At 63.4% G+C, this 22,763-nt stretch carries 26 protein-coding genes and 2 tRNA genes; 20 read left to right on the forward strand and 8 right to left on the reverse strand.

Annotated elements, in window-relative coordinates; translation table 11 throughout:
• Window positions 1-22: 22 nt before the first annotated feature.
• Both Har1129_RS16575 and Har1129_RS16580 read left to right on the forward strand, forming a co-directional pair.
• The gene (locus tag Har1129_RS16575; protein WP_151101833.1) at window positions 23-460 is read left to right on the forward strand and encodes a histone; all 438 of its coding nucleotides are present in this window, start codon (window positions 23-25) and stop codon (window positions 458-460) included.
• Window positions 461-1,468 (forward strand): histone deacetylase, encoded by a 1,008-nt coding sequence (locus tag Har1129_RS16580; RefSeq protein WP_151101834.1) that lies wholly within the window; start codon window positions 461-463, stop codon window positions 1,466-1,468.
• On the opposite strand, the gene cca is transcribed toward Har1129_RS16580, so the two are convergent.
• On the reverse strand, window positions 1,447-2,877 hold the full coding sequence (cca, locus tag Har1129_RS16585; protein ID WP_151101835.1) for a CCA tRNA nucleotidyltransferase: 1,431 nt from the start codon (window positions 2,875-2,877) through the stop codon (window positions 1,447-1,449). The two genes, Har1129_RS16580 and cca, sit on opposite strands and share 22 nt — an antisense overlap.
• 95 nt (window positions 2,878-2,972) lie before the next feature.
• Between cca and Har1129_RS16590 the strand changes: the two genes are divergently transcribed.
• Window positions 2,973-3,045, forward strand: a tRNA-Asn gene (locus tag Har1129_RS16590).
• Between the two features lie 106 nt (window positions 3,046-3,151).
• Window positions 3,152-3,226: transfer RNA gene (locus Har1129_RS16595), tRNA-Ile, on the forward strand.
• Between the two features lie 89 nt (window positions 3,227-3,315).
• Here the strand turns inward: Har1129_RS16595 and nikR are convergent.
• On the reverse strand, window positions 3,316-3,726 hold the full coding sequence (gene nikR, locus Har1129_RS16600) for a nickel-responsive transcriptional regulator NikR (RefSeq protein WP_151101836.1): 411 nt from the start codon (window positions 3,724-3,726) through the stop codon (window positions 3,316-3,318).
• A gap of 120 nt (window positions 3,727-3,846) precedes the next feature.
• Here nikR and Har1129_RS16605 point away from each other — a divergent pair, with 120 nt between their 5' ends.
• From Har1129_RS16605 to Har1129_RS16620, 4 genes are read left to right on the forward strand one after another with little or no spacing between them, the layout of a single operon-like run.
• On the forward strand, window positions 3,847-4,485 hold the full coding sequence (locus Har1129_RS16605) for an energy-coupling factor ABC transporter permease (RefSeq protein ID WP_151101837.1): 639 nt from the start codon (window positions 3,847-3,849) through the stop codon (window positions 4,483-4,485).
• Window positions 4,485-4,799: a PDGLE domain-containing protein gene (locus Har1129_RS16610; protein WP_151101838.1), complete on the forward strand. Its 315-nt coding sequence runs from the start codon at window positions 4,485-4,487 to the stop codon at window positions 4,797-4,799. The genes Har1129_RS16605 and Har1129_RS16610 overlap by 1 nt, the downstream gene beginning before the upstream one ends.
• A 3-nt stretch (window positions 4,800-4,802) precedes the next feature.
• Window positions 4,803-5,594: a cobalt ECF transporter T component CbiQ gene (gene cbiQ, locus Har1129_RS16615; protein WP_151101839.1), complete on the forward strand. Its 792-nt coding sequence runs from the start codon at window positions 4,803-4,805 to the stop codon at window positions 5,592-5,594.
• On the forward strand, window positions 5,591-6,403 hold the full coding sequence (locus Har1129_RS16620; RefSeq protein WP_151101840.1) for an energy-coupling factor ABC transporter ATP-binding protein: 813 nt from the start codon (window positions 5,591-5,593) through the stop codon (window positions 6,401-6,403). Before cbiQ ends, Har1129_RS16620 begins: the two co-directional genes overlap by 4 nt.
• Before the next feature lie 40 nt (window positions 6,404-6,443).
• Here the strand turns inward: Har1129_RS16620 and Har1129_RS16625 are convergent, their stop codons facing one another.
• The gene (locus tag Har1129_RS16625; RefSeq protein WP_151101841.1) at window positions 6,444-6,971 is read right to left on the reverse strand and encodes a phosphopantetheine adenylyltransferase; all 528 of its coding nucleotides are present in this window, start codon (window positions 6,969-6,971) and stop codon (window positions 6,444-6,446) included.
• A gap of 202 nt (window positions 6,972-7,173) precedes the next feature.
• On the opposite strand from Har1129_RS16625, the gene Har1129_RS16630 reads away from it, so the two are divergent.
• The 3 genes from Har1129_RS16630 to Har1129_RS16640 all read left to right on the forward strand — a co-directional run bounded on the left by Har1129_RS16630 (window position 7,174) and on the right by Har1129_RS16640 (window position 10,631).
• Complete coding sequence (locus Har1129_RS16630) at window positions 7,174-8,163, forward strand: ring-cleaving dioxygenase (protein WP_151101842.1); 990 nt, start codon at window positions 7,174-7,176, stop codon at window positions 8,161-8,163.
• A gap of 81 nt (window positions 8,164-8,244) precedes the next feature.
• Entirely contained in the window at window positions 8,245-8,616 is a 372-nt protein-coding gene (locus Har1129_RS16635; RefSeq protein ID WP_151101843.1) for a hypothetical protein, read from the forward strand.
• Window positions 8,617-8,870: 254 nt separating this feature from the next.
• Window positions 8,871-10,631 carry an alpha/beta fold hydrolase gene (locus Har1129_RS16640; protein WP_151101844.1) on the forward strand — a complete coding sequence of 587 codons (1,761 nt, stop codon included), beginning with the start codon at window positions 8,871-8,873 and terminating at the stop codon, window positions 10,629-10,631.
• An 84-nt stretch (window positions 10,632-10,715) separates the two neighbouring features.
• On the opposite strand, the gene Har1129_RS16645 is transcribed toward Har1129_RS16640, so the two are convergent.
• Entirely contained in the window at window positions 10,716-12,998 is a 2,283-nt protein-coding gene (locus Har1129_RS16645; RefSeq protein WP_151101845.1) for a nitric-oxide reductase large subunit, read from the reverse strand.
• 175 nt (window positions 12,999-13,173) lie between these two features.
• Here Har1129_RS16645 and Har1129_RS16650 point away from each other — a divergent pair, with 175 nt between their 5' ends.
• The gene (locus Har1129_RS16650) at window positions 13,174-13,746 is read left to right on the forward strand and encodes a YbhB/YbcL family Raf kinase inhibitor-like protein (RefSeq protein WP_151101846.1); all 573 of its coding nucleotides are present in this window, start codon (window positions 13,174-13,176) and stop codon (window positions 13,744-13,746) included.
• A gap of 199 nt (window positions 13,747-13,945) precedes the next feature.
• Window positions 13,946-14,125: an HVO_0416 family zinc finger protein gene (locus Har1129_RS16655; RefSeq protein ID WP_151101847.1), complete on the forward strand. Its 180-nt coding sequence runs from the start codon at window positions 13,946-13,948 to the stop codon at window positions 14,123-14,125.
• A gap of 274 nt (window positions 14,126-14,399) precedes the next feature.
• On the opposite strand, the gene Har1129_RS16660 is transcribed toward Har1129_RS16655, so the two are convergent.
• Window positions 14,400-14,897, reverse strand: a complete 498-nt coding sequence (locus tag Har1129_RS16660) for a PadR family transcriptional regulator (protein ID WP_151101848.1) — start codon at window positions 14,895-14,897, stop codon at window positions 14,400-14,402.
• Window positions 14,898-15,029: 132 nt separating this feature from the next.
• Here Har1129_RS16660 and Har1129_RS16665 point away from each other — a divergent pair, with 132 nt between their 5' ends.
• From Har1129_RS16665 to Har1129_RS16675, 3 genes are all read left to right on the forward strand, one after another.
• Window positions 15,030-15,380 carry a helix-turn-helix domain-containing protein gene (locus tag Har1129_RS16665; RefSeq protein WP_151101849.1) on the forward strand — a complete coding sequence of 117 codons (351 nt, stop codon included), beginning with the start codon at window positions 15,030-15,032 and terminating at the stop codon, window positions 15,378-15,380.
• Window positions 15,381-15,408: 28 nt separating this feature from the next.
• Window positions 15,409-15,708, forward strand: coding sequence for a hypothetical protein (locus tag Har1129_RS16670; protein WP_151101850.1), 300 nt, complete (start codon window positions 15,409-15,411; stop codon window positions 15,706-15,708).
• Between the two features lie 81 nt (window positions 15,709-15,789).
• Window positions 15,790-17,631, forward strand: a complete 1,842-nt coding sequence (locus Har1129_RS16675) for a UvrD-helicase domain-containing protein (protein ID WP_151101851.1) — start codon at window positions 15,790-15,792, stop codon at window positions 17,629-17,631.
• A gap of 84 nt (window positions 17,632-17,715) precedes the next feature.
• Here the strand turns inward: Har1129_RS16675 and Har1129_RS16680 are convergent, their stop codons facing one another.
• Complete coding sequence (locus Har1129_RS16680) at window positions 17,716-17,970, reverse strand: hypothetical protein (RefSeq protein WP_151101852.1); 255 nt, start codon at window positions 17,968-17,970, stop codon at window positions 17,716-17,718.
• A gap of 110 nt (window positions 17,971-18,080) precedes the next feature.
• Here Har1129_RS16680 and Har1129_RS16685 point away from each other — a divergent pair, with 110 nt between their 5' ends.
• Window positions 18,081-18,572 (forward strand): metallophosphoesterase, encoded by a 492-nt coding sequence (locus Har1129_RS16685; protein ID WP_151101853.1) that lies wholly within the window; start codon window positions 18,081-18,083, stop codon window positions 18,570-18,572.
• Window positions 18,573-18,574: 2 nt separating this feature from the next.
• On the opposite strand, the gene Har1129_RS16690 is transcribed toward Har1129_RS16685, so the two are convergent.
• Window positions 18,575-19,639 carry a type II glyceraldehyde-3-phosphate dehydrogenase gene (locus tag Har1129_RS16690; protein ID WP_151101854.1) on the reverse strand — a complete coding sequence of 355 codons (1,065 nt, stop codon included), beginning with the start codon at window positions 19,637-19,639 and terminating at the stop codon, window positions 18,575-18,577.
• A 192-nt stretch (window positions 19,640-19,831) separates the two neighbouring features.
• On the opposite strand from Har1129_RS16690, the gene Har1129_RS16695 reads away from it, so the two are divergent.
• Window positions 19,832-20,791, forward strand: coding sequence for an aminopeptidase (locus Har1129_RS16695; protein ID WP_151101855.1), 960 nt, complete (start codon window positions 19,832-19,834; stop codon window positions 20,789-20,791).
• A gap of 152 nt (window positions 20,792-20,943) precedes the next feature.
• Here the strand turns inward: Har1129_RS16695 and Har1129_RS16700 are convergent, their stop codons facing one another.
• Window positions 20,944-21,357 (reverse strand): DUF1648 domain-containing protein, encoded by a 414-nt coding sequence (locus Har1129_RS16700; RefSeq protein ID WP_151101856.1) that lies wholly within the window; start codon window positions 21,355-21,357, stop codon window positions 20,944-20,946.
• Window positions 21,358-21,467: 110 nt separating this feature from the next.
• Here Har1129_RS16700 and Har1129_RS16705 point away from each other — a divergent pair, with 110 nt between their 5' ends.
• Together Har1129_RS16705 and Har1129_RS16710 are read left to right on the forward strand one after the other, a co-directional pair.
• Window positions 21,468-22,121, forward strand: coding sequence for an HVO_0476 family zinc finger protein (locus Har1129_RS16705; protein ID WP_151101857.1), 654 nt, complete (start codon window positions 21,468-21,470; stop codon window positions 22,119-22,121).
• A 1-nt stretch (window position 22,122) separates the two neighbouring features.
• Window positions 22,123-22,746, forward strand: a complete 624-nt coding sequence (locus tag Har1129_RS16710) for a protein-L-isoaspartate(D-aspartate) O-methyltransferase (RefSeq protein ID WP_151101858.1) — start codon at window positions 22,123-22,125, stop codon at window positions 22,744-22,746.
• Window positions 22,747-22,763: the final 17 nt, after the last annotated feature.

Below are 22,763 nucleotides of genomic sequence, written 5' to 3' on the forward strand. Positions count from 1 at the left end.
CGCAACACTCCCGGGTTTGGGTATGAGTGTCGAGCTACCGTTCGCACCGGTGGATGCGGTCATTCGGCGGAACGCGGACGGACTCCGGGTGAGTGCCGACGCTGCGGAGGAACTGGCTCGTCGAATACAGGACCACGGCGCCTCGCTTGCCGTCACGGCAGCCACGGAGGCGACCACGGATGGCCGAAAAACGCTGATGCCGGCCGATTTCGGCATCGGGCAGGTCCCGGAGAAGGACGGCCTTGAACTCCCCGTCGCACCGGTCGACCGTATCGCACGGCTCGACATCGACGACGACTACCGCGTCGCAATGGACGCTCGCGTCGCCCTCGCGTCTATCCTCGAAACGTACGCCGACGACACGGCCGCTGCGGCCGCCACGTTGGCTCGTCACGCTGACCGCCGGACCATCAAGGCAGCTGACGTCGAAACGTACTTCGAACTCGAACAGTACTACTGAATGAACTTCGGCTACCGCGAGGTCTGTCTGGACCACGACACCGGGCCGCGACATCCGGAGAGTCCTGACAGACTTCGAGCGATACGGCGCGCGCTCAAGGAGAACCACGGTGTAGAGTACGTCGCTGCCGACGACGCCGACATTGACCTCGTGCGTGAGGTCCATGACGCCGACTACATCGAGGAGTTCCGCGAGTTCTGTGACGACGGCGGCGGGAACTGGGACGCCGACACCGTCGCGGTCGAAGAGACATGGAACGCCGCGCTCGCGTCAGCCGGTCTCGCCGTCTGGGCAGCGGAAGCCGCGCTTGACGGCAACACTGGCCGCGACACACCGTTCTCCCTTGGCCGACCGCCCGGCCATCACGCCGTCGGCGACGACGCGATGGGCTTTTGCTTCATCAACAACGTGGCTGTGGCCGCACAGGCGGCCCTCGAAGCCGACGCCGAGCGCGTCGCTGTCTTCGACTGGGACGTCCACCACGGGAACGGCACACAGGACATCTTCTATGACCGTTCGGACGTGTTCTACGCCTCGATACACGAGGACGGGCTCTACCCCGGTACCGGCGATGTCGCGGAGACCGGCACGGGCGACGCCGACGGCACGAACCTCAACGTCAAGTACAAACCCGGTGCTGACACCGCCGACTATCTCGCTGCAATCGACGAATGCATCGCACCGGCAATTGAAGACTACGACCCTGATCTGTTGCTCATCAGCGCCGGCTTCGACGCGCACGAACACGACCCGATTTCACGGATGCGCGTCTCTACCGAAGGATACGGTGCGATGACGGACCGCATGCGCTCGCTCACAGACACCTGTGACGCCGCGCTGGGGATTGTTCTTGAAGGCGGTTACGGACTTGATACGCTCTCAGACTCCGTCACAACCGTTCACGAAGTGTTTGACGGCTACCAACCGATGGAACCGGACGATGACGTCAGCGACGACGCCCGCGATGTTCTCGATGACCTCGCCGATCAGGGCTTCGGGTCGAAGTAGCCCGCTAGATCGACGCCAAAACCGTCAGCAAGGGCTGCGATCTCTGTGCTGACCAGTACCTCGTACCCGTCTTCCAGTGCCGACTCGATTCGCGGCCCCAGTCCCACGTCGAAAACGGCATCGCTTGACAGGAATTCAGGCGCTGTGGTAACCGACCGTGGTCGTTCGACGACGTAGCGGTCACCGTCGATAAAGGGACCAGCCACCTCGGCGTCGTTGTCGTACTTCTGGAAAAACCCCCCCGCGTGCTCGCGGACGTGGATTGGCGGCCCCTCGTGACGCTCGACGGCCGGCCGCTCGGCGACGGCGAATTCGAGCAGCAAAACGGCGTCCCGCTGTGCTGGTGGGTCGGCGTCGTCGCCAGATATCGCACCGCCGACGGCTCGGCTCTCGGTGTCTGTAGTACTGTCCTCGACGAACGTGGCCGACCGCAGGACCTCGAACCCTCGTCGGTCGAGTTCGCTGCAGAGCCCGGCGAGGGACTTCCGGAGCTGCGGCCAGAGCTGGTCGTCGACGATATCCGGGGCGGCGAAACGGAGCGCCACTGGCGTCGTTTCCCGCCGTGACACCGCGGCTTCGACGTCTGCCGCTGCGAACGGGTCAGGGTCGTCCTCGGTGAACAGCGACGCTCGCGGCTCGGCGAGCAGATCCCGGGCGTAGTGCTGGAGTGTGGCGACGTTCGCGGCGGACAGCACCGCTGCGACGTTGCGCTCCGGGTCCGTCGGGTCGATGACGACCAGCGGGTCGTCGAACGTCTCGCGCCCGTGATTCTCGGGGTCCAACCGAACCGGCGGGTGCCAGTCCGCGACTGCTTCGATGAACGCCCGGAAGCCGCCGTACTCAAGCACCAGTAGTTCCGTCAGATAGCCCGAGAACCCGCGCGTTCGGAGGTCGCTCCCGTAGACGCCGATACCTTTCAGGAACTGCTTTGCCACCCGTACCTCGCCCGCGCTCTCGTCGTCCAATCGCTCTTGTAGATATCTGGTGTGAAACGGCGTCCGGTCCACTGCGGACTGGATTTCCGTGGCGTCCGCGACCGCGTAGCACGGCACCAGATCCACGGCGTAGCCCTCGCGCTCACCGACGACGTAGGGGTGTTCGGCGTACTCCTCCTGCCCCTCGGGCAAAACCTCGTGACCGACCGTCAGGCCGTACTCCTCCAATTCGTCGCGGTCGAGCGACGGCGGAAAACAGACGAACACGTCCACGTCCCGGTCGCCAGCGGTCCACGTGCCCCGCGCCGTCGACCCGACCTGTACGACCTCAGCGTCGACCGGCAGGCCGGCAATGGCCGCTTCGGCGTCGGCCATCACCGCATCGGCGACTCGCTGTAACTCCGCTCGTTCGTCGTCGGTCGGCGAGACCCGTGCCCGCACTTCCCCGACGACGGCGTCGAACTCATCACTCATACCGCCGATTACGCACAAGTGCGTGAAAGCGTGTCGATGCCGACTGGAAACGAAAGCCCTAATTACCAACTCTGGCAATCAGTAAATGCGTTCGCGCCGCCGTAGCTCAGTTGGTAGAGCACCTGGTTGTTACCCAGGTTGTCCCAGGTTCGAGCCCTGGCGGTGGCGTCGTTCTCTCGGCCGATTTCACTGCCAGTCTGTCGCTTTCAGCTATCGAAACCCGATGACTCCAACCCGACAGGCTAAAGATGCGGACTCATCAACATCGTTCTGAGGGCCCTTAGCTTAGTCTGGTTAAAGCGATCGGCTCATAACCGATTGAGCGCTGGTTCAAATCCGGCAGGGCCCATTTCTGCCACGTAATGCCTCTAGGAGAGCGGGCTACCGAACCGGCTAGTCCCATCGATTCGTCGACCCTTCTCACTCACACTTCGCTGCTTACTCGTCGACAACGACGACCTTGACCTGCTGGACGCCACCAATCGCCCGGAGTCGGTTGGCCAGTTCCGTGATTTTGCCGCCCACGCCCTCGACGACTAGCGTTTCCATACAGGTGTCGTGGGAGAGATGGATGTGCTGGACAGAGGTGATGATGTCGGCCATTTCGTGTTGGACCGTCTGGAGTTCGTCGGCGATGCCTGATACATGGTGGTCGTGGACGATGACGATGGTCCCGTGGTGGTGTTGCTCGTCACCGGACTCCCACTCGTATGTCGCGAAGAAGTCACGCAGCGAGTCACGGATTGCTTCCGACCGGCTCGCGTATTCCCATTCGTCGACGATGCCATCGAGTCGGTCGACCATCGACGACGGGAGTGTCAGGCTGATCCGGTCGAGATCCTCACTCATGTGTGTCGATAGGGACGGGCCAGCATATGGGTATCTGGGCTTCGGTAATACTCACCTGCCCGCGGTAATACTGCTCGATGAAAAAGTATTATTAGAACGGCGGAGCCAGAGTGGAGTAGCATGCACATTCCCGACGGATACATCGATCTACCGCTCGCGCTGCTGTTCGGCGTGCTTGCAGTCGCTGTTCTGAGCGTCGCTGCGAAGCGCGTCAACGGCGAGATATCGGACGCGCGTGCACCGCTTCTGGGCGTCGTCGCGGCGAGCATCTTCGCCGCACAGATGCTCGATTGGCCGATCCCGGGCGGTACCAGCGCCCATTTTGTCGGGGGCGCATTCGCGGCGATTCTCCTCGGACCGCATTTGGGCGCGCTCTGTGTCGCGACCGTCGTCACGATTCAGGCGCTCGTCTTTGGCGACGGTGGGCTCGTGGTGCTTGGCGCGAACGTGTTCAACATGGCCGTCGTTGAGGTGTACGTCGGCTACGGCATCTACCGCCTCCTCGTCCCCTACGGCGAGTTCCGCGCTGCCTTCGCCGCTGGATGGCTGGGAATCACGGCCGGTGCGCTGACCGCCGCGCTCCAGCTCGGCCTCTCCTCGGCGTTCCAGTATCAGCTGCTGACGACGCTGTCGATAATGGGCGTCGGGCACCTCGCGCTGGGGCTGATTGAGGGAGCTATCACCGCTTCGGTCTATCGCTACCTCGCCCGCGCTCGCCCCGACCTCCGACCCAACGCCGCCCCGGAGGTGAGCGCGTGATGGTCTGGGAACGCCCCGACTGGCTGCCCCACGCGCTCGCCGCGTTGCTGGTCCTGACGCTGCTCACACCGGTGTTCGGGTGGGCGGCTGGTCAGGTCGGCTACGCCGAACCGCTCGAGAACGCCGCCGAGACGACCGGTGCGACGGACCACGCCACTGCTGTCGGCACCGCGCTGTTCCCGGACTACGGCGTCCCCGGACTCGGTGGCGCACCCGGAACGTTCGTGTCGGCTGTCGTCGGGACCGCGCTGACGCTCCTCGTCGGCGCTGCCATCGGTCGCGCGCTCGGGACGGATACTGAGACGCGGCAGTAACGTATGTCCGGCAGAGACCTGCTCGACCGGACCGTCGCGGCCATTGCGGCCAGCGCCCAGTGGTTCCTGCTCGCGGAGGACCTGCCGGACCGGGACGGGTTTCTTCAGGCCGTCACGCCGACGGTCAAACTCGTCGGCACCGCGACACTTGTGGCCGTTACCGTGACACAGCGGACGCTGACAGTCGTCAGCGCACTCGCTCTCCTCGCTGCGGCGCTGGCAGCCCTTTCCCGGGTCCCCGTCCGCACCTTTTTGGGTCGGCTGACCGGCCCGCCGGCGTTCGCGCTCGTCGTCGTCGCGCCACAGGCCGTCCTGATGGGTGGGCCCTCGTTGGGTTCGCTCCCGCTCTCGGCCGCCGGCGTCGACTACGTGCTCACGTTCGCCATCCGGGTGACCGCGTGCGTCGGCTTCCTGTCAGTGCTGTTGTTGACGACTCGCTTTGCCGACCTGCTGGGTGCGTTTCGTCGGCTCCGGGTCCCACCGATTGCCGTCTCGCTGCTCGGAATCACCTATCGCTATCTCCTCCTCTTTTTTGCCGAACTCGAACGTATGGTCCGGGCTCGGCGGAGCCGGACCGTCGCCGAGCCGAGTCTTCGCCGGAACTGGCGCGACTCGGGGCACTTCGTGGGCTCGTTTCTCGTCCGGAGTCTGGAACGCGGCGAGCGGGTCCAGCGGGCCGCTCGCGCTCGCGGCGGCACCGGTTCGACGCCGACACGGCATCGGGAACCGCTCGGGCGGGCCGATCTCGTCTTCGGACTGGGCGTCACACTGGCCGTCGTGGTGGTGATCGCGTGACTACCATCGAGGCAACTGATCTCCGGTACGCATATCCTGACGGAACACTGGCCGTTGACGGTGTCGACGTAACTGTCGAACGCGGCGACCGCGTGGCGCTGCTCGGCCCGAACGGGGCCGGCAAGTCGACGCTGCTGGAGCTGTTGGGCGGCTTAGTCGACCCCGATGACGGGGGGGTCCGGTACTTCGGGGAGACGACCGATGCCGACACCGTCCGCAGTCGCATGAGCGTCCTTACGCAAAACCCCGCAGACTACCTGTTCAATCCGACCGTCCGCGAGGACCTCGCCTACGGGCCGGCGCAACTCGACTGCGACCGGGCGGAAGTCGACCGCCGCGTCGAGCGAGTCGCGGACCGTCTGGACCTCGGTGGCCTCCTATCGAAACCGCCGTTCCGCCTCAGCGGTGGCGAACAACGCCGGGCTGCACTCGCCAGCGCGCTTACCGTCGAGCCGGACGTGCTGTTGCTCGATGAACCGGTGAGCAACGTCGACGCCGCGAACAGGAAAACAATCCTCGACCTGCTCGACGACCTCGCGGCCGACGGCGTCACGCTCGTCGTCTCGACGCCGGACACCGAGCTCGTCCCCCACGTCGCAGACAGAGTGTTGCTACTCGATGATACTGGAGCGATTGCTGCAAAGGGGACCACCCGCGACCTCCTGACTGATACCGACCTGCTGAGGAACTGTGACCTGCGCCCGCCACAGGTCGTCAGACTGTTTGAAGGGAGAACGGCGGACGTGCCACTGACCGTCGACGAGGCTGCCGAACGACTGGACACAGGCGGTCTGGATACTGTGGAGTGACGCTCTAAGGTGTGGCGATCCGGGGCCCGTCAGCCGGCTCTCATTCTGACTCGTCGAGCAGGCGGCCGTGCACGTCGATCTCGCCGTTCCGAATCCGGGTGCTGCTGATTCGCGTGCCGTCTTCGGCGACGACGAACGGCGGCGTGTGAATCTCTAGTGGGTGGAGTCCCGCGTCCCGTCGCTGCTGATTGAGTTCGTAGGCGCGGCGCTGTGCCTTCGCCTCCGGCGAAGCGACGAGCGCATCCACGTCCGCCCGTGTCGCGGCCGGTCCTTGCGTGTCGTCTAACCGGAGGATCTCGTAGGTGGCGGTGTAGGACTCGCCTAACTGGTCTAACTCGGAATCGAGTGCGGCATGACGGTTGTCGTATGCACCCAACTGCTCGGCGTGTGCCGGGTCGCTGCGCGTCTCCGTGGCCAGTTCGGAGCTAGTCAGACCAACGATGACGTGGCCGTCGCCGCGCCCGTCGTGGCTCGCGGTCTGAAACGCTTTATGTAGTAGCGCCCGGTGACCGTTGTGAATCGGTGTGAAAGTCCCGCCAAGAATCGCTGTCCGGTCCGCGTCTGCCATACACGAATGTCCCACCAGTGTCATATATAACTGCTGTCCGTCGCATCACTCATACTGTTATCTGTACCTATTTCAAGCGATTTGCCGCTCTCAGGTGGCAAAACTCGTTGCAGGCTTACAGCTGCCAGTCCTCTCCATCGACCGTACCCGGTAACACTCGCGTCAGCAGTCACTCAAGTAGCTCCGGCACGTATTGATACCAATGACCGAAGCCACCCCCACGCCGGGCATCCACCACGTCACATGCATCGCGAGTGACCCACAGCAGAACATGGACTTCTGGGTTGAAACGCTCGGCCTCAGGCTCGTCAAGCGCTCGATCAATCAGGACGACCCGAGCACGTATCATTTCTTCTTCGCCGACGCCGAGGGGAACCCGGGAACGAGCATGACGTTCTTCCCGTGGGAGGATCACGCACAGGGGAAGGTCGGTTCCGGACAGGTCTCACGTACCGCGTTCCGCGTGCCCGAGGGGAGCCTCGACTACTGGGAGGATCGCTTCGACGAGTACGGTGTCGATTACGACGACCGTGTCGAGCGGTTCGGCGAGACAGTCCTCCCGTTCCGCGACCCGGACGGACTCCCGGTCGAACTGGTCGAGGTCGAGATTCCCGACGACGACCCGACCGAGCCGTGGACGGAGTTCGTCCCCGAAGACGCTGCGATCCGGGGCTTTCACTCCGTGACGCTGTGGCTGGCTGACCCCGAACCAACGGAGGACCTGCTCCGAAAGATGGGGTTCGAGGAGGTCGACACCGAACAGGCACAGGGCGATACTCCCGGCGACGAACGAACCCGCTTTGCCGCGCCCGGGTCAGTCGGGAAGTACGTCGACGTGTTGCCGACCATCGAGGGCGGTCGTCAGGGCCACGGCACGGTCCACCACGTCGCCTTCCAGACGCCGACCGACGAGGACCAGCAGTCCATGCGCGAGGCCGTCCGCAGTGCGGGGCTGCGCCCCACCTCACAGATCGACCGCCACTGGTTCCGGTCGGTCTACTTCCGGGAGTTTGGCGGCGTGCTGTTCGAACTCGCCACGAGCGGCCCGGGCTATACCAGCGACGAACCGCTTGACGACCTCGGTGGCCGGCTGGTGTTGCCCGGAAAGTTCGAGGGCCGACGCGAGGAAATCGAAGCCGGACTCACGGACGTGACGATACCCCGGCCAGAGACAGCCGAAGCCGACGACTAACGCCGACGAACGACTGGTATACACTCCATTCTTCCTGTTAGCTTGTGAGTAAATATGAGTGCCCAGCGTGTCCAGTGTCATATGTCCACAGAGGGACAGGAGTACGTTATCGCGCCGTGGGGGGAGAGCGAGTGTGAGACGACGGATGTCATGGTCGACCTGCCGTCCCGAGAGCTTGCGGCTCAGCTGGAAGTCCCGACAAGCGTGCTAGACCGCATGGCACAGCTCAGCGACGAGCACGACATCTCGGTCACGCAGGCGCTCGGGGAGCGACTGGAAATCAACCGAGCGCGGGTGTCGCTCTGTGCCGCGAAATCGGTCGACGACGTGGCTGCCGTCCAGCAGCACCTCACCGACGCCCGCGAGTACCTGTCCGGTGTCGAGACGCTCGATACGACCGACCTCGAAGCCGACATCGAACACCTCTGGACCAACGAACTCGGCAGCGCGTAACCCGACGCCAGAGCGGCGCGGAGAACCGGCTATTTGCACCCGTCGTCCCCTCGGACAGCAGTTTATTGTTGAACCCGACCGAAAAGTAACGAACTGCTGAGGCGTGACCGAGAGCCGTCCAAACCGGGACAGCAACCCTTTATAAAACGGATTCGTGCATGTTCGGCGTCGCCGCTTTCAATTCTTTATCGTTGGCCCGGAGTTTACAGTAACTTTAATTCCCTAAGTGTCTCACCTGCGCCCGTAGTATTATCATGAACGATGATAGACGACTGTGGTTCGTAGCTGCAGTGTCGCTACTCCTGATATTCAGCGGGAGCGGACTTGCATGGACAGTACAAACAGACGCCGGTTCCGTCGAGGTTCGCGACGTGACATTCTCTGGGACCAACGGGACGATGATGAGCGGGACGTTGTACATCCCTGAGGAGGCGAGCAGCGCTTCGCCACAGCCGGGGGTGTTGGCCGTCCACGGGTATATCAATTCGAAGGAGACGCAGTCGCCGTTCGCCATCGAGTACGCGAGACGGGGCTTCGTCGTCTTGGCAATCGACCAGACGGGCCACGGCTACTCGGATCCGCCGGCGTTCAAGAACGGCTACGGCGGCCCCGACAGTCTCGAATACCTTCGGTCACTGGACTACGTCGACAACGAAAACATCGGCCTTGAGGGGCACTCGATGGGCGGTTGGACCGTCGTCACGGCGGCCGCGGCCCACCCGGACGGGTACGAATCGATGGTCATCGAGGGCTCTTCGACGGGATCGAACCGCGCTCCCGAAGGCACTGAGTCGTTCCCACGGAATCTCGCCGTCGTGTTCAGCGAGTACGACGAGTTCTCCCCGCTGATGTGGGGGACGGCGAGTGCGTCCGATGTCGAGCAGAGCGAAAAGCTTCAGACGGTGTTCGGCACGGACAGCGCCGTCGAGGGGGAGCGCACCTACGGCAGCGTTGAGGATGGGACCGCACGGCGGCTGTACACGCCGGCAACGACCCACCCCGGCGACCACTTCTCGACCGCAGCCATCGGCGCGTCAATCGAATGGCTCCAGCTAACGCTTGAGGGCGAGGACGAGATGGACCCCAGCAATCAGGTCTGGTACTGGAAATCGATGGGGACGTTTATCGCCCTTATCGGTGGGGTGCTGTCGCTGTTCCCGGCGGGCGGGCTGCTCATCGAGCGAACATCGACAGACAGGCTTCGCCGGGAGTACCCCGAAGGGAAGGGAATGACCGGCGGCAAGCGGTACGCGGCGTCGCTACTCGCCGCTGCCATTCCGATTGTGACCTACTTCCCGCTGCAGGACGCTGCACCGGCGATTATCGGCCTCAGCTGGCTGTTCCCACAGCAGATTAACAACGGTGTCATCGTCTGGGCACTGGGGAACGCGGTCATCACCGCGGTCCTGTTCGCAGTGTGGCATTACACGAGTAATGCGGACGACCCGTCGGTGTCGCTTGCGAACTACGGCCTCGATACGGGCGACGGCGCGCGGACGGTCGGCGTCTCGATTCTGGCCGGCGTCGCTACCGTTGCCGTGCTGTACCTGCTAGAAGCCGTCGTGGCGTTCCTGTTCCAGACGGACTTCCGCATCTGGGTGTTCGCGATCAAGCTTCTGTCGCCGGCACAGTTCCGCATCGGCCTCTCGTATCTCCTGCCGCTGTTTGCCTTCTTCGTCGTCCTCGGCGCGCTCCTGCACGGCCAGCTCCGTCCAGAAGGCGAGTCCCGGTCGCTCCGCCGTGCGATGGCGACGAACTGGCTTCTCGTCGTTGGCGGATTCGTCGTGCTGCTGGCGGTTCAGTACATCCCGCTGTTGACCGGCCAGCCGCTCCCGCTTGGCCACCCGCTGTTGACGATCTTGGCGCTGCAGTTCGTCGCCCTGCTCAGTATCGTGGCCTTCGTTAGCACCTACTTCTTCAGAAAGACGGGTCGTGTCTGGGTCGGCGCGACAATCAACGCTGTCCTCGTGACGTGGGTCATCGTCGCCGGGACGGCGACGCAGTTCCCAGTTTAGACCCGGCGTTTCACCCTCTTCTCGCTTCTGTCGGCCAAGCCGTGTTTCGGCCGTGGCGACGTACAGCCGAAACCCGGCGGCGCCTCAGTCGTCGCCCATCACGCCTTCCGCGACGGCCATGTCCTCGACCGTGGGGTCGTCCTCGGACGCCCGGAGGACGAACCGCTTGCGGATCAGGTCGGCGGCGTAGATGGCCGTTCCGAGGATGATGAGCGTGTCACCGGGGAGTCGCGCCCAGAACAGCGTCTGGACGAGCGGCTGGTTGTAGAACGCCACGCTCCGGGCCGCGGCGTAGCTGCCGGTAAAGGCGGCCTCCAGCTGGAGGAAACCCACGGGCAGCACGGAGACGAACACCATCAGCGCCAGCCCCACGTTCCAGCACCAGAACGCCGCCCGGAGCCAAGAGCCGTCCCAGCGACCGGGCTTGATCGCCAGCTGGAGCATGTAGGTGACCATCCCAAGCGCGAGGAAGCCGAACGCGCCGAACATCGCGGCGTGGGCGTGGCCGACCGTGAGGTAGGTGCCGTGCTCGTAGTAGTTGATGAGCGGGAGGTTGATGAAGAACCCGAGCACGCCGGCCCCGACGAAGTTCCAGACCCCGCTGGCGATGATGAACATGAACGGGAGCTTGTAGGGGAACCCGCCGGTCTCGGACATCGCTCGGTACTGGCCCAGCGCCTCGTAGAGGATGAACACCAGCGGGAGCAGCTCAAGCGTCGAGAACACGCTCCCGATAGGGACCCACATGTCGGGCATACCGACCCACCAGTAGTGGTGGGAGACACCGATGACACCGGTGGACATCACCAGTAAGGCCTGAAGCATGACCGCTTTCTCGGCACTGCGGCGGCTGAGCAGGTTCATCGACACCAGCGTCAGCCCGATAATGGCGACGATGAAGAACTCGAAGGCCCCTTCGACCCACATGTGGACGACCCACCAGCGCCAGAACTCCGTGACGGCGATGTTGGTCTCCGGGGTGAAGAAGAACCCGGCGGTAAACAGCAGGGCGATGGAGCCGCCGGCGTACAGGATCATGTGTGCGAGACCGAACACCGGCTCGCGGTCCAGCAGCGGCTTCAGTCCCCGAATCGAGAGGACAGCCCACAGGCCGAAACCGACGAGCAGTCCGACCTGCCAGACCTTCCCGACTTCGAGGTACTCTAGCCCTTCGTTGCCGAACAGCCACCAGAGGTCACCGAAGTATCCGTGGGAACCGAGCCAGATGCCGCCGAGGCCGCCGACGGTGACGACGACGATGGCTCCAAGCAGCACGTCGATGTACGTCGACTGGCGGTTCGGCTCGTGGCCGGTCAGCAGCGGCGGGAGGAACAGTCCCGCACCGAGCCACGTCGCGGCGATCCAGAGGATGCCAAGGTCGATGTGCCAAGTCTTTGCCATCGCGAACGGGAGAATCTGGAGGATGTGAACGCCGAAGATCTCCTCGATGCCGAAGAACCCGGCCCGTTCGATGTAGAAGTGCGCGAGCAACCCACCGAGTAACACCTGCGCGAGGAACAGCCCGGCGGCGACCGGGATGAACCGCAGGGCGGCCCGCTGGCTGGGGAAGATGCTCACGTCCCCCGGTTCCGGAACTGAGAGGTCAGCGGCGGACGGTTCCGGGAGGCTGACAGACTGGTAGAGCCAGATGCCGCCACCGGCGGCAGCGACGAGGAGGACCATTGCGATGACGCTCCAAGTCATCGCCGCGCCGGTCGCATCGTTACCGGCGGCCGGCTCGTACGGCCAGTCGTTCGTGTAGGAGTGTTCGCCGCCCGGGCGGTCGGTATGGGAGAACCACGCCGTCCACATGGCGAAGTCGGCGAACTGCCGGGCGTCGCCTTCGGAGTCGATCATTCCCTCAGGGACGCCCCGCTCGTGGCTTCCCTCGTGGTACCGCTCGACGTACTCCTGTCGGACCTGCTGATGGGCGTACAGCTCCGCGGCGGAGTACTCGATGTTCCCGCCGTCGTACTCCCCGCTCAGGTCCTGTTTGACGTCATCGTCGACGGCGGCCTGTTCGGCCGTCGACAGCGAGTCGTACTCGGTCCCGTAGCGCTCCTCGGCGTAGTAGGTCCGCATGTGCTGGGTTTTCAGCTCCAGCGAGTCAGCGGTGTAGTCCGCGCCGTAGTACGCGCCGTTACCGAGAATCGACCCGTGGTTCATCAGCCCGTTCTTCTGGAACGTCTTCTTGCCCTCACGGATGTCTTCGCCCGTGAGAACTGTCTCGCCGTCGGGTCCGACGACCTGCTCCGGAATGGGTGGCGCTTCTTGGTACGCGATCCACGCGCCGGCCCCCATGACGATGAGATTGAAGACGAACGCGGCGGCGATTACCTTCGCGATCGTTTTGCGTTTGAGCTTCATGTGGTTGGAACTCCAGTACCCCAAAATAAGAAGGGGGTAAGACGTTCTCAGTCGCTGGCGACGGGCGGGAACATGTTCGCCCTGATAGGGACCGGTGCTCTCGTGTCCCCGGATTCGTAGCAGTGCGTGGCGCGGTATCACAAGGCAGATTACCACCTGTCCCTCCCACTGTGACATGCGCCGTCGCCACTTCCTCCGGACGCTCGGGCTGTCAGCACTGGTCGGGAGCGCGGGCTGTACCGGGCAGTCGGACGATACAACACCGGCTTTCGAAGTATCGAGCCCCGCGTTCAGCTCCGGCGACGAGCTTCCGGCCCGATTCACCTGCGACGGCGACGGCGTTTCGCCGCCGTTTGTCATCGAGCGCGTCCCGGAGCCGACGGCAGCGCTTGCCGTCACAGCCGAGTATGACGGTGGCGTGTTCAGCCAGCCGGTGTTCTGGACGCTGTGGAACGTCCCGCCAGAGACGGAGCGGATTCCGGCCGGACTCCCTCGCAAGCCGACTCTCGACACGCTCGGCGGCGCTCGGCAGGGAACACAGCCCCCAAACGAGCCGGGGTATGAACCACCGTGTCCGCCGGCCGGACAGCCCTATGAACACCGGTTTCAGGTGTTCGCTCTCGGCGAGACACTCTCTATCGATGGTGGGACCGAACAGGAAGAGGCGTCGGAGACCATTGCGAACGCGCTCATCGCAAGCACCCGTGTCACCGTTGACTATACCCACCCGGTTGGGACCGAAAGCTGACCGATGGTACCCGGACGCGAGCGAATCCAGCACACCGTCTGAACGACTGCTCATTTGCTGCTGTCTGCTGGTCGGACAACTCTTGAGTGACACAGCTCGTTGTGACTGACCATCTCGTCGCGCGTGGTACGCCGTTACTTATGGCAATGTTTCACAATACCATTAAACCTATATACTGGTGTGATATACCATAGCATGTATGGCGTCCGCACCGAGTAGTGACGATATGTTCGACGAGTTCCTCTCCCAACGTGGCCACGACGTGGACCAGAGTGGTTGGGAAGAGAGCTATAACAAGAAGCAGTGCCCTGATTGTGGCGGCCTTCACGAGGCGACAGCGGCACAGTGCTCGGTGTGTGGCTGGACACCGGTACGGTAAGGATACTCCGGTTTTCGATCTTCCGCTCTTATCCGGTAGCAGCGGTACTGACCGGCAGAGCCGACAGCACGCCCGCTGGCGGGATCTGTCACTACGTCTCCTATCGAGACAGCGCCGGCTCAGACAGTCGTAACTGCATCACGTTGCGCGGAAAGGAAGTGGGGAGTCTGTGTGTGGCCAGCCGACGGTTGGGGGGTGGTGTGTCGGCGGGCCGACCGGTTCGTAGCCGACGATTGGGGGGTCGTGCATCGGCGGATCGACCGGTGTGTGGTGGTTACAGCGCATCGAGCGACGCATGGAGGAACAGCCCGAGCGCGAGATGTTGGTACGCAGACGTTGCGATCTGCTCTCTCGCAGTTGCATCGTCCGCGATTCCGTACTGTTTCGTCTGGACGAGTTCGTGCATCTGGAGCGTGCCATCCGCTTCTAACTCGTGCAGCCGGGGGTACACTGTCCCCGGACTCAGCTCGGCACCGAACTGGGCTTCCAGCTCCTCCATCAGTCCGGTCCCGTGGGTGCCACCATCGGCGACTGCGATCATCGCCAGTAGGATCTCTTCCAGACTCTGTGTGACCAGGCCGTCATCGACTGGGGTATCGCCGTCGACGACGTCGTCAATGACCGGATCCAACACCGACTCCGTGATGGCGTCACGACTGGGTGGGTCATGCGATTCCGGGCGCTCTGTATCGCCGAGAGGGGTCACTCGCTCATCGGCTGTCTTGCCCTGCATCTTGCCCGTCGTCACGCGACGGAGGTTGTCTCCGGACATCGTCTCACCTGAACGCAATCCGCAGTCAGTGCTATAGGGGCTATCATGATATAAACGGGGCAGTGTTTTCTGAACGTGAAATCACCACAGTGCTCGAAAACGCTTATATAATATGACGCGAATTCTGGTGTAGTGGCTGAGGAACAGAGCATCGAGGAGGTTCTCGATACGATCGGCGACCAGCACGCCCGTCGTGTACTCGCCGCAATCAGTCGAGAACCACAGTCTGCGAAGGAACTCGCGGAGGAGTGTGACCTCTCGCTGCCGACGGTGTATCGACGCATCGAACTGCTCGACGAGTACGACCTTGTCACCGACCGAACACTCGTCGCCGAGGACGGGAACCACTACAAGGTGTACGAGTCCAACTTCGAGTCGACGGTCATCTCGCTCGAAGACGAGGAGTACAAAGTACGCATCTATCGGGAGGAGAACCTCCCGGACCGGTTCAGTCAGCTCTGGGACGAGCTGAACCCGGAATGAATTTGTTGACCAGTGAACGGGTGACCGCATGACGACTGGCGTGGCTATCGCACGTGGCGCGCTCGTCCTGATGCGGATGGTAGTGTTCGGACTGACACTCGGTATCACGCTCATTAGCTTTCAGGCCTACCGGAAGCGTCCGTCAGAACGGCTCCAGTACGCGTTCGTCGGCTTTGCGTTCATCAGTATGGGCGTCGCCATCTCCAGTGTCATCACGCAACTGAGCGCCGGCGAGACCGGTGCCATCGTTCGCGTGTTCTTCCAGATGGCGGAGACGATCCCGTTCATCATCGGGTTCGCGATGCTGTACGTGTCGCTGTACCGATGAGAAATCCGTTCGGGTGCGCCTGTCAGTTGTCGTCCCCGTAAAGCACGTTGTTTATTTGGCCGCGGTCCCACTACATGTTCAATGACTGATTCGACCACCGAGGTTGTCCGCCTGTTCGGTGGGCCCGGTAGCGGGAAGACGACGGCGCTACTCGACCGCGTCGAGGAACTGCTGGAAGACGACGACGTCGATTTCCGTGACGTACTGGTTGTCTCGTACACGCGTGCGGCGGCCGCCGAGATCCGCGAGCGGCTTGCGGACCGACTCGGCCTGTCCCCTCGTGCACTTCGCGGGAACGTCTGTACGATGCACGCGAAGGCGTACGAACTGCTGAACCTCTCTCGTGGCGATGTCGTCGGCGAGGACGACAAAGAGGCCTTCTGCGAGGAGTTCGGTATCGATTACGAGGACGAGTACGAAGGGTCCCGTCGCCGCTCTGCCCGCTCGACCACTCTCGGGAACAAGATCATCGCGACGAGCCAGTGGCTCCAGCGGACTCGCCGCGACGTGGCCGACTGGTACGACGTCCCGTTCAAATGGGACGACGAGGAAGTCCGACTCCCGCCGGAAATCGACGACAACGCCCAGACTGGCAACAAATACACGCCGACGTGGCCGACCGACGACGACCGCGTCGACGTGCCAAGCGTCATCCGCGGCTGGCGCACCTACAAGGGCGAGAACGACCTGACGGGCTTCGCGGATATGCTCGAACGGGTCGCCCAACGCTCACTGCTGCCCAACGTCGAGTACCTCATCATCGACGAGTTTCAGGACATCACGACGCTGCAGTACGACGTGTACGACGAGTGGAAGCCCCACATGGAGCGGGTGCTCATCGCTGGCGACGACGACCAGGTCGTCTACGCTTGGCAGGGCGCGGACCCGGACCTCCTGCTTGAGGAAATCGTCACTCAGGACGAGGTCCTGCCAAACTCCTACCGGCTCCCCTCGCGCATCCTGAACGTCGTCAACCGCGAGGTGCGCCACATCGAGAAGCGCCAAGAGAAAGACCTCAATCCGCGCAAAGAAGGCGGCCGCGTCGAGGCGGTCCAGAACCCCTCGATGTTCGATCTCTCCCGAAACGTCACGCGGACCATCGAGCAGTCCGACGAGACGGTGATGGTGCTGTTCCGGGCCCGCTACCAGATGTTCCAGTTCATCGACGAGTTCATCGACAACGGGATTCCCTTCTCCTGTCTCACCGACCAGCGGATGTGGACCGACCGGCTCACCCAGTACGTCAACGGGCTCGAAGCCGTCGAAGCCGACGAGCCGCTTACGGTGCTCGAAGCCCGTCGCCTCGCCGACATGCTCGTCGACTCTGCCTTCGGCACGGGCGAACGCGACGACCTCTTCGACGCGCTCGAAGAAATCGACGAGTCCCACGAGGACGAAGACATCGCCGACATCGAAATCGAACCCGACGTCGTTCAGGAGCACGTTCCGTTCCTGCCGGATGCGGCCTCGGCGGGCGATATGCTCAGGAAAGTGACTAACTTTCAGGAGCGGACCGTCGATGCCTACTTCACCGGCGACTACACCGGAATGGACGCCGACCGAGTCCGTGTGGGGACCATCCACTCTGCCAAAGGTCGTGAGGCCGACCATGTGTTCGTCGCGACTGACCTCACGGAGAAGGTCGTCGAGCAGATGGCCGCGACCGTCGACCAGCAGGGCATCGAGGTGCCCGGTATGGAGGAGTTCACGAAACACACCAGTCCCGTTCCAACGCTAACCGACAACGAACGACGCGTGTTCTACGTCGGGATGTCCCGGGCCCGCGAACGGCTCGTCCTGCTTGAGAACCTCGTCGACGGTGCGCCGACGCTGCCTATCGACGTGTTGCTGGAGAACGAGCCAAGCGACCGTTCCATCGAGCAACTACTCGACGACGCTAGCGAAACCATCGCCGCGGACTGACGCGGTCTGGCTCCTCACTCGTCGATTGTCTCACCTTCTGGGTAGTCTCTTGCCGCCGACGACCCGGACCGCTGGCGTGACGAGTTAGTCCTCGTCACCACTGTCCGGTGGCTTCCCACCGGGGAGCGCACTGCGCGCCCGCCCCGCGATTGCGCCGGGAATGTCTGTCGGGGAGGGAGCGACCCACTCGATGACCAGTAAGGCAGCGGCTAACCCGAGAAAGACCACACCGATCGCTGTCTGGCCGCGAGCGAGGTTGTCGACGCCGAGAAGGGTGACCCGCGCGGCGAGTACGACCGCAACCATCAGTTCGATTGTCCCGATGAGACCCCGTGCCATCGGCCGTCGTAGGCGGTGACTAAACAAAAGCGTCGCGCCTGCGTGACGACCGCGTCCCCACAAGGTCGAGGTACATACGTTCAAGTCGCTGCCAGTGAAACGTCGCTGGTATGCAAATCGGTATCGTCTCTGACACGCACGACAACGCCGCGCAGGTCGACGCCGCAGTTGAGACGTTCGTGGACGCTGGCTGTGAGACAGTCATCCATTGTGGCGACTTCGTGGCTCCGTTCTCGGTGACGCCGTTCGACGGTGACTGGTCGTTTTACGCCGCCCGCGGCAACAACGACGGCGAGTGGGCGGTCCAGTCCACTGTTGCGGAGTTCGGCACGTACTTCGGCGAAATGGGCGAGCTGACCATCGATGGGCACACTATCGCGGTGTATCACGGGACCAGCGGGGAGCTCGTCGACGCGCTGGTCGACTGTGGGACCTACGACTATGTTTTCCACGGCCACACGCACGAACGCGGGCACGAGGAGCGCGGGGGCACGGAACGAATCAATCCCGGTGGCATCTCGATTCCGCCGGCCCCTGAGCCGTTCTCGGTCGCGACGCTCTCGACGGCTACTGGCGAAGTCGAATTCCACGAACTGGGGTAAAATTAGTCGTCGGCGTGGCTGTCGACGCGCTGTGGGCTGCCGTCGTGCTCGACGAGCCCGCGGCCGACGCCGAGGGCTTCGTCGGTCCGGCGAATGCTCTTCTCGGCGCTTGCGGTCCGCTCGGACAGTGCGCGAACGGCGTCGATGTTCTCCGGCACGACATCGGCTTCCTGATGGATGGCTTGGAACAGGTAGAGGTCCCGCCCCTCGACCGTGATCGATTCGGCCCAGATGCAGTTCTCCCATACGTCACCGCGGGGGCGACCGGCGTCGCGGGTGTACTCTTTGAGCTTCCCCGCGCCGTCGATGCCGAGTGTCTCCGGGATGAGGAACAGGCGCGACTCGTCAGCGAGCAGGGACGTGACTTCCTCCGTTGTTGGCTCGCTCTCCAGCGTGACGTTGACGCTGTGGGTGTGCATCTGCGTCGTCGGGACCTTCATTCCCATCGTGTCGATGTCGAGGTCGGGAAAAATCGTCTGGACGTCGGGACCGTGATGGGAGGGGATTTCGACGGGGTCAGGGAGTGTGTCGTTGATTGGACCACGACCGGTCTGGCCCGGATCGGCACCGCGTCGGACCAGTGTCACGCGCGATTTCTCGACGCCGTATGATTCTTTGAGCGGCGCGAGGAGGCGTGAAAGCCCGGTTGTATTGCAGGAGACGACGCGGGCCGTGTCCGCCCCAACCGCGTTCTCGTAGTTGGCGCGGGCGTTGAAGCTCACGTCTGCCACATCGGCGTCCTCTCCACCTTGGAAGATGGCTGGCGTGTCGTGCTCGGCATACAGCGGCGCGTTGGCCGCGCCGACGCCACTTGGCGTGGTGTCGACGATCACGTCGCTCGTTTCAATGAGGTCATGGACCGTACCGGCCGTCGCGAGATCGGCTTCATCGAACGGTTCGCGGCCGTCCGCGGCATAGAGGTCGTAGCCGCGGTCGTCTGCGATAGTTGCCTCGAAGTTCGGCGAGCGCTTTGCGACGCCCGCAACTGTCATATCTGGCTGGACACGCACCGCGTCAGCGACGCGTTTCCCGATGGTGCCGAAGCCGTTGATGCCCACGTGGAGCATACACGTCCATCTCTCCGGGGAGAGTATATTCTTTGTGATTAATATTCGGAGAAATTAACTCAGATCGTTGTACCTCTGGCGATTGTGACCTTTTACCACGAGCGGTCTGTGGACACTGAGATGCAGCGTGTTTCGATGCCGTACGCCGGCGGTCTATCAAGAGTTATTCAGCCGGAGAACGCAGCCAGTTGTATGGACAACTCCTCGCTTCGCGCGCCTGCAGAGACCGCGGTCAAACAGTGCCTGAACCTCCAGCCCGACGAATCGTGTGCGGTTGTCACTGATGACCAGCGGAAAGCCATTGGTGAGGCGCTGTACCGTGTCGCCGCCGAAGTCACCGACGACGCCGTTTTCGTTCGCTACCCGCCGGGCGAGCAACACGGTGCGGAACCGCCCGCGCCGGTCGCTGGCGCGATGGAAACCGCCGATGTCGTGCTCGCGCCGACGACCAAGAGCCTGAGCCACACTCAGGCCCGGACCGACGCTAACGATGCCGGCGCTCGGGTCGCGACCCTGCCCGGAATCAGCGAGGGCGTGTTTCTGATGGGGTTAGACGCCGACTACCACCGCATCGAACAGCACTGCGAGGATGTGCTGGCACAGGTGAAAGACGCCGCGGAAATCCGGGTCACCTCGCCACAGGGTACCGACATCACGTTCGGCATCGGCGCTCGCGAGTGGCATATGGACACTGGCATCGTTCACGAGGCCGGTGAAATGTCGAACCTCCCTGCTGGTGAAGTGTTTCTCGCCCCGGAAACGGCCGACGGCACGTTCGTCGTCGACGGGACGATGCGCCCCCACGGGAAGCTCGACGGCAAGCAGCTCACGTTCGAGGTCGAGGACGGCTACGTCACGGATATCGACGATCCCGATATCCGCAGGCAGGTCGAGGACGCCGCCGATGAGGTCGGACGGGACGCCTACAACCTCGCCGAGCTCGGTATCGGCACGAACGTCGCTGTGACCGAACTCGTCGGCTCCGTCCTGTTAGACGAGAAGGCCGGCGGGACGGTCCATATCGCTATCGGCGACGACCACGCGATGGGCGGCGACGTGCACGCACCGATCCATCTGGACGGAATTCTGACGGAACCGACCGTGTATGCGGACGGGGAGGTCGTAGACCTCCCGAAGCCGAGTGGTGAATGAAATGAACCGCGAGGCAGGCGAGGAAGTAACGCTTCCTCGCGTTGAGTGAGCGGCGTAGCCGCGAACACGGGGAGGTCGTAGACCTCCCAAGAATAAATGTCGACTGACAGGTGTCGTGAGTAGCACCCGCTGACCGCCGGACAGTCTCCGCATCAGTGCGTGTATTCCGTTTTCACAGCGTATCCGACGACGACAACCGCCCAGACGAGTGATCCGACGAGGACGAGGTCGAACGGTATCGGGTAGCCGATGTTCCACGCGAGCACGAGCCCCTGTATCGCACTCATGAATGCCATCGTTGCGACGGTAATCGTGGCCGCCACTCGCGGCACGTCCGGCGGGTCATAGCGGAACGCCACTTTCAGCACAGTGAGCGTTCCGAGCATCAGCGCTGGCATGAGAACGATACCGGCCGGTTTCGAGACGTAGTTATCGGGTGTGCCCGACGCGGAGAAGTGAATCGCGACTTCGGCGGGGAGGTGCGACCAGACTGCGAGGCCAGCTAGGACGGTCGAGACGATGATGGCACCGCTTGCGATGTCAGCACGGCTCTGTCGGCGTGCCATACCCGTTGTTTGAGCCGGCGGTTCAAGAAGGTCAGCGTGACTATGCGAGTGAGAACCACGAGCAGCGCCGTGGCGACGACCATTTAGGGGAGCACGGTCAAATCCGGTATATGACAGACGCTACACCGGGCGACCGCATCGCCCTCCCGTGTCCGGCCTGTTCGCCGGATCTGGAAACGGTTCACGAGGTGCTGAAGCCGGGCGGCCACGTGACGGTCCGCTGTACGGACTGTGACCACGTCCACAAAGAACAGCTACCGGAGGAAGAGACGCTGGAGCGAAGTGTCGTCGTCTCACAGGACGGGGACTCCTTTACCGCACAGGTCGACGTGCCGGCCGATGAAGAGCTGTCCGTCGGCGAGGAGTTCCTGCTGGAGACCGAGGAAGCCGTCGTGACGGCTCGGATTACCAGCTTAGAGACCGCCGACGGCCGCGAGGACGAGGCGGCCGCCGAAGACGTCGAAACCATCTGGTCGCGGGCCGTCGGAAACGTCTCGGTCAACGTCACGATGCATCCGAAGGACGGCACCCACGACGAGACTGAGAGCTTCAAACTCCACGTTCCCGGCGACTACGAGTTCGTCGTCGGCGAGACCGAGGAGTTCGGAGAGGAGGAGTTCACCGTCGAGGGGATTCACGTCCGCGACGACGCTCACGGCTACGACCACGAGAACATGGACCACGACGGCGACATGGGTATCGCGAAGGATATCAACCGACTGTACGTTAGGGACGAGTCGACCACGGCGTGGTCGGCGTGGTAGGGTGGCCGACTGGGGCCGGGAGCGGTCGCGACTGGCCGACCGTCTGCGAGAGCGTATCGACGACGAGGCCGTTCTCGCGGCGATAGCGTCGGTTCCCCGCCATCTGTTCGTCCCGGCCGACAAGCGACGTGATGCCTACGCCGACCGCCCTCTTCCTATCGGCTCGGGCCAGACGATTTCTGCGCCGCATATGGTCGCAATCATGGCCGACCTGCTCGACCTGTCCCCGGGAGACCGGGTGCTGGAAATCGGGACCGGCTGTGGCTATCACGCGGCGGTGACCGCCGAACTGGTCGGCCCCGAGAACGTCTACAGCGTGGAGTACCACGCGTCGCTGGCCGAGGCGGCACGAGAGACGCTGGAAGCGACCGGCTACGGCGCGGTTTCCGTTCGAGCCGGCGACGGCAAGGAGGGATGGCCCGAACACGCGCCCTACGACCGGACGTATCTGACCTGCGCCGCGCCGGATTACCCCGCTCCGCTCATCGACCAGACCCGCGATGGCGGGGTCCTTTTGGCTCCACTCGGCGACGGTCAACAGCGCCTCGTTCGGGCGAGGAAACGGGCTGACGGCACGCTCGACAGGACCGATCACGGCGGCGTCCGGTTCGTCCCGCTGCGGTAGGCTTTTCGACAGACGTG

It is taken from the genome of Haloarcula sp. CBA1129 (genome assembly GCF_008729015.1).
Classification (GTDB): Archaea; Halobacteriota; Halobacteria; order Halobacteriales; family Haloarculaceae; genus Haloarcula.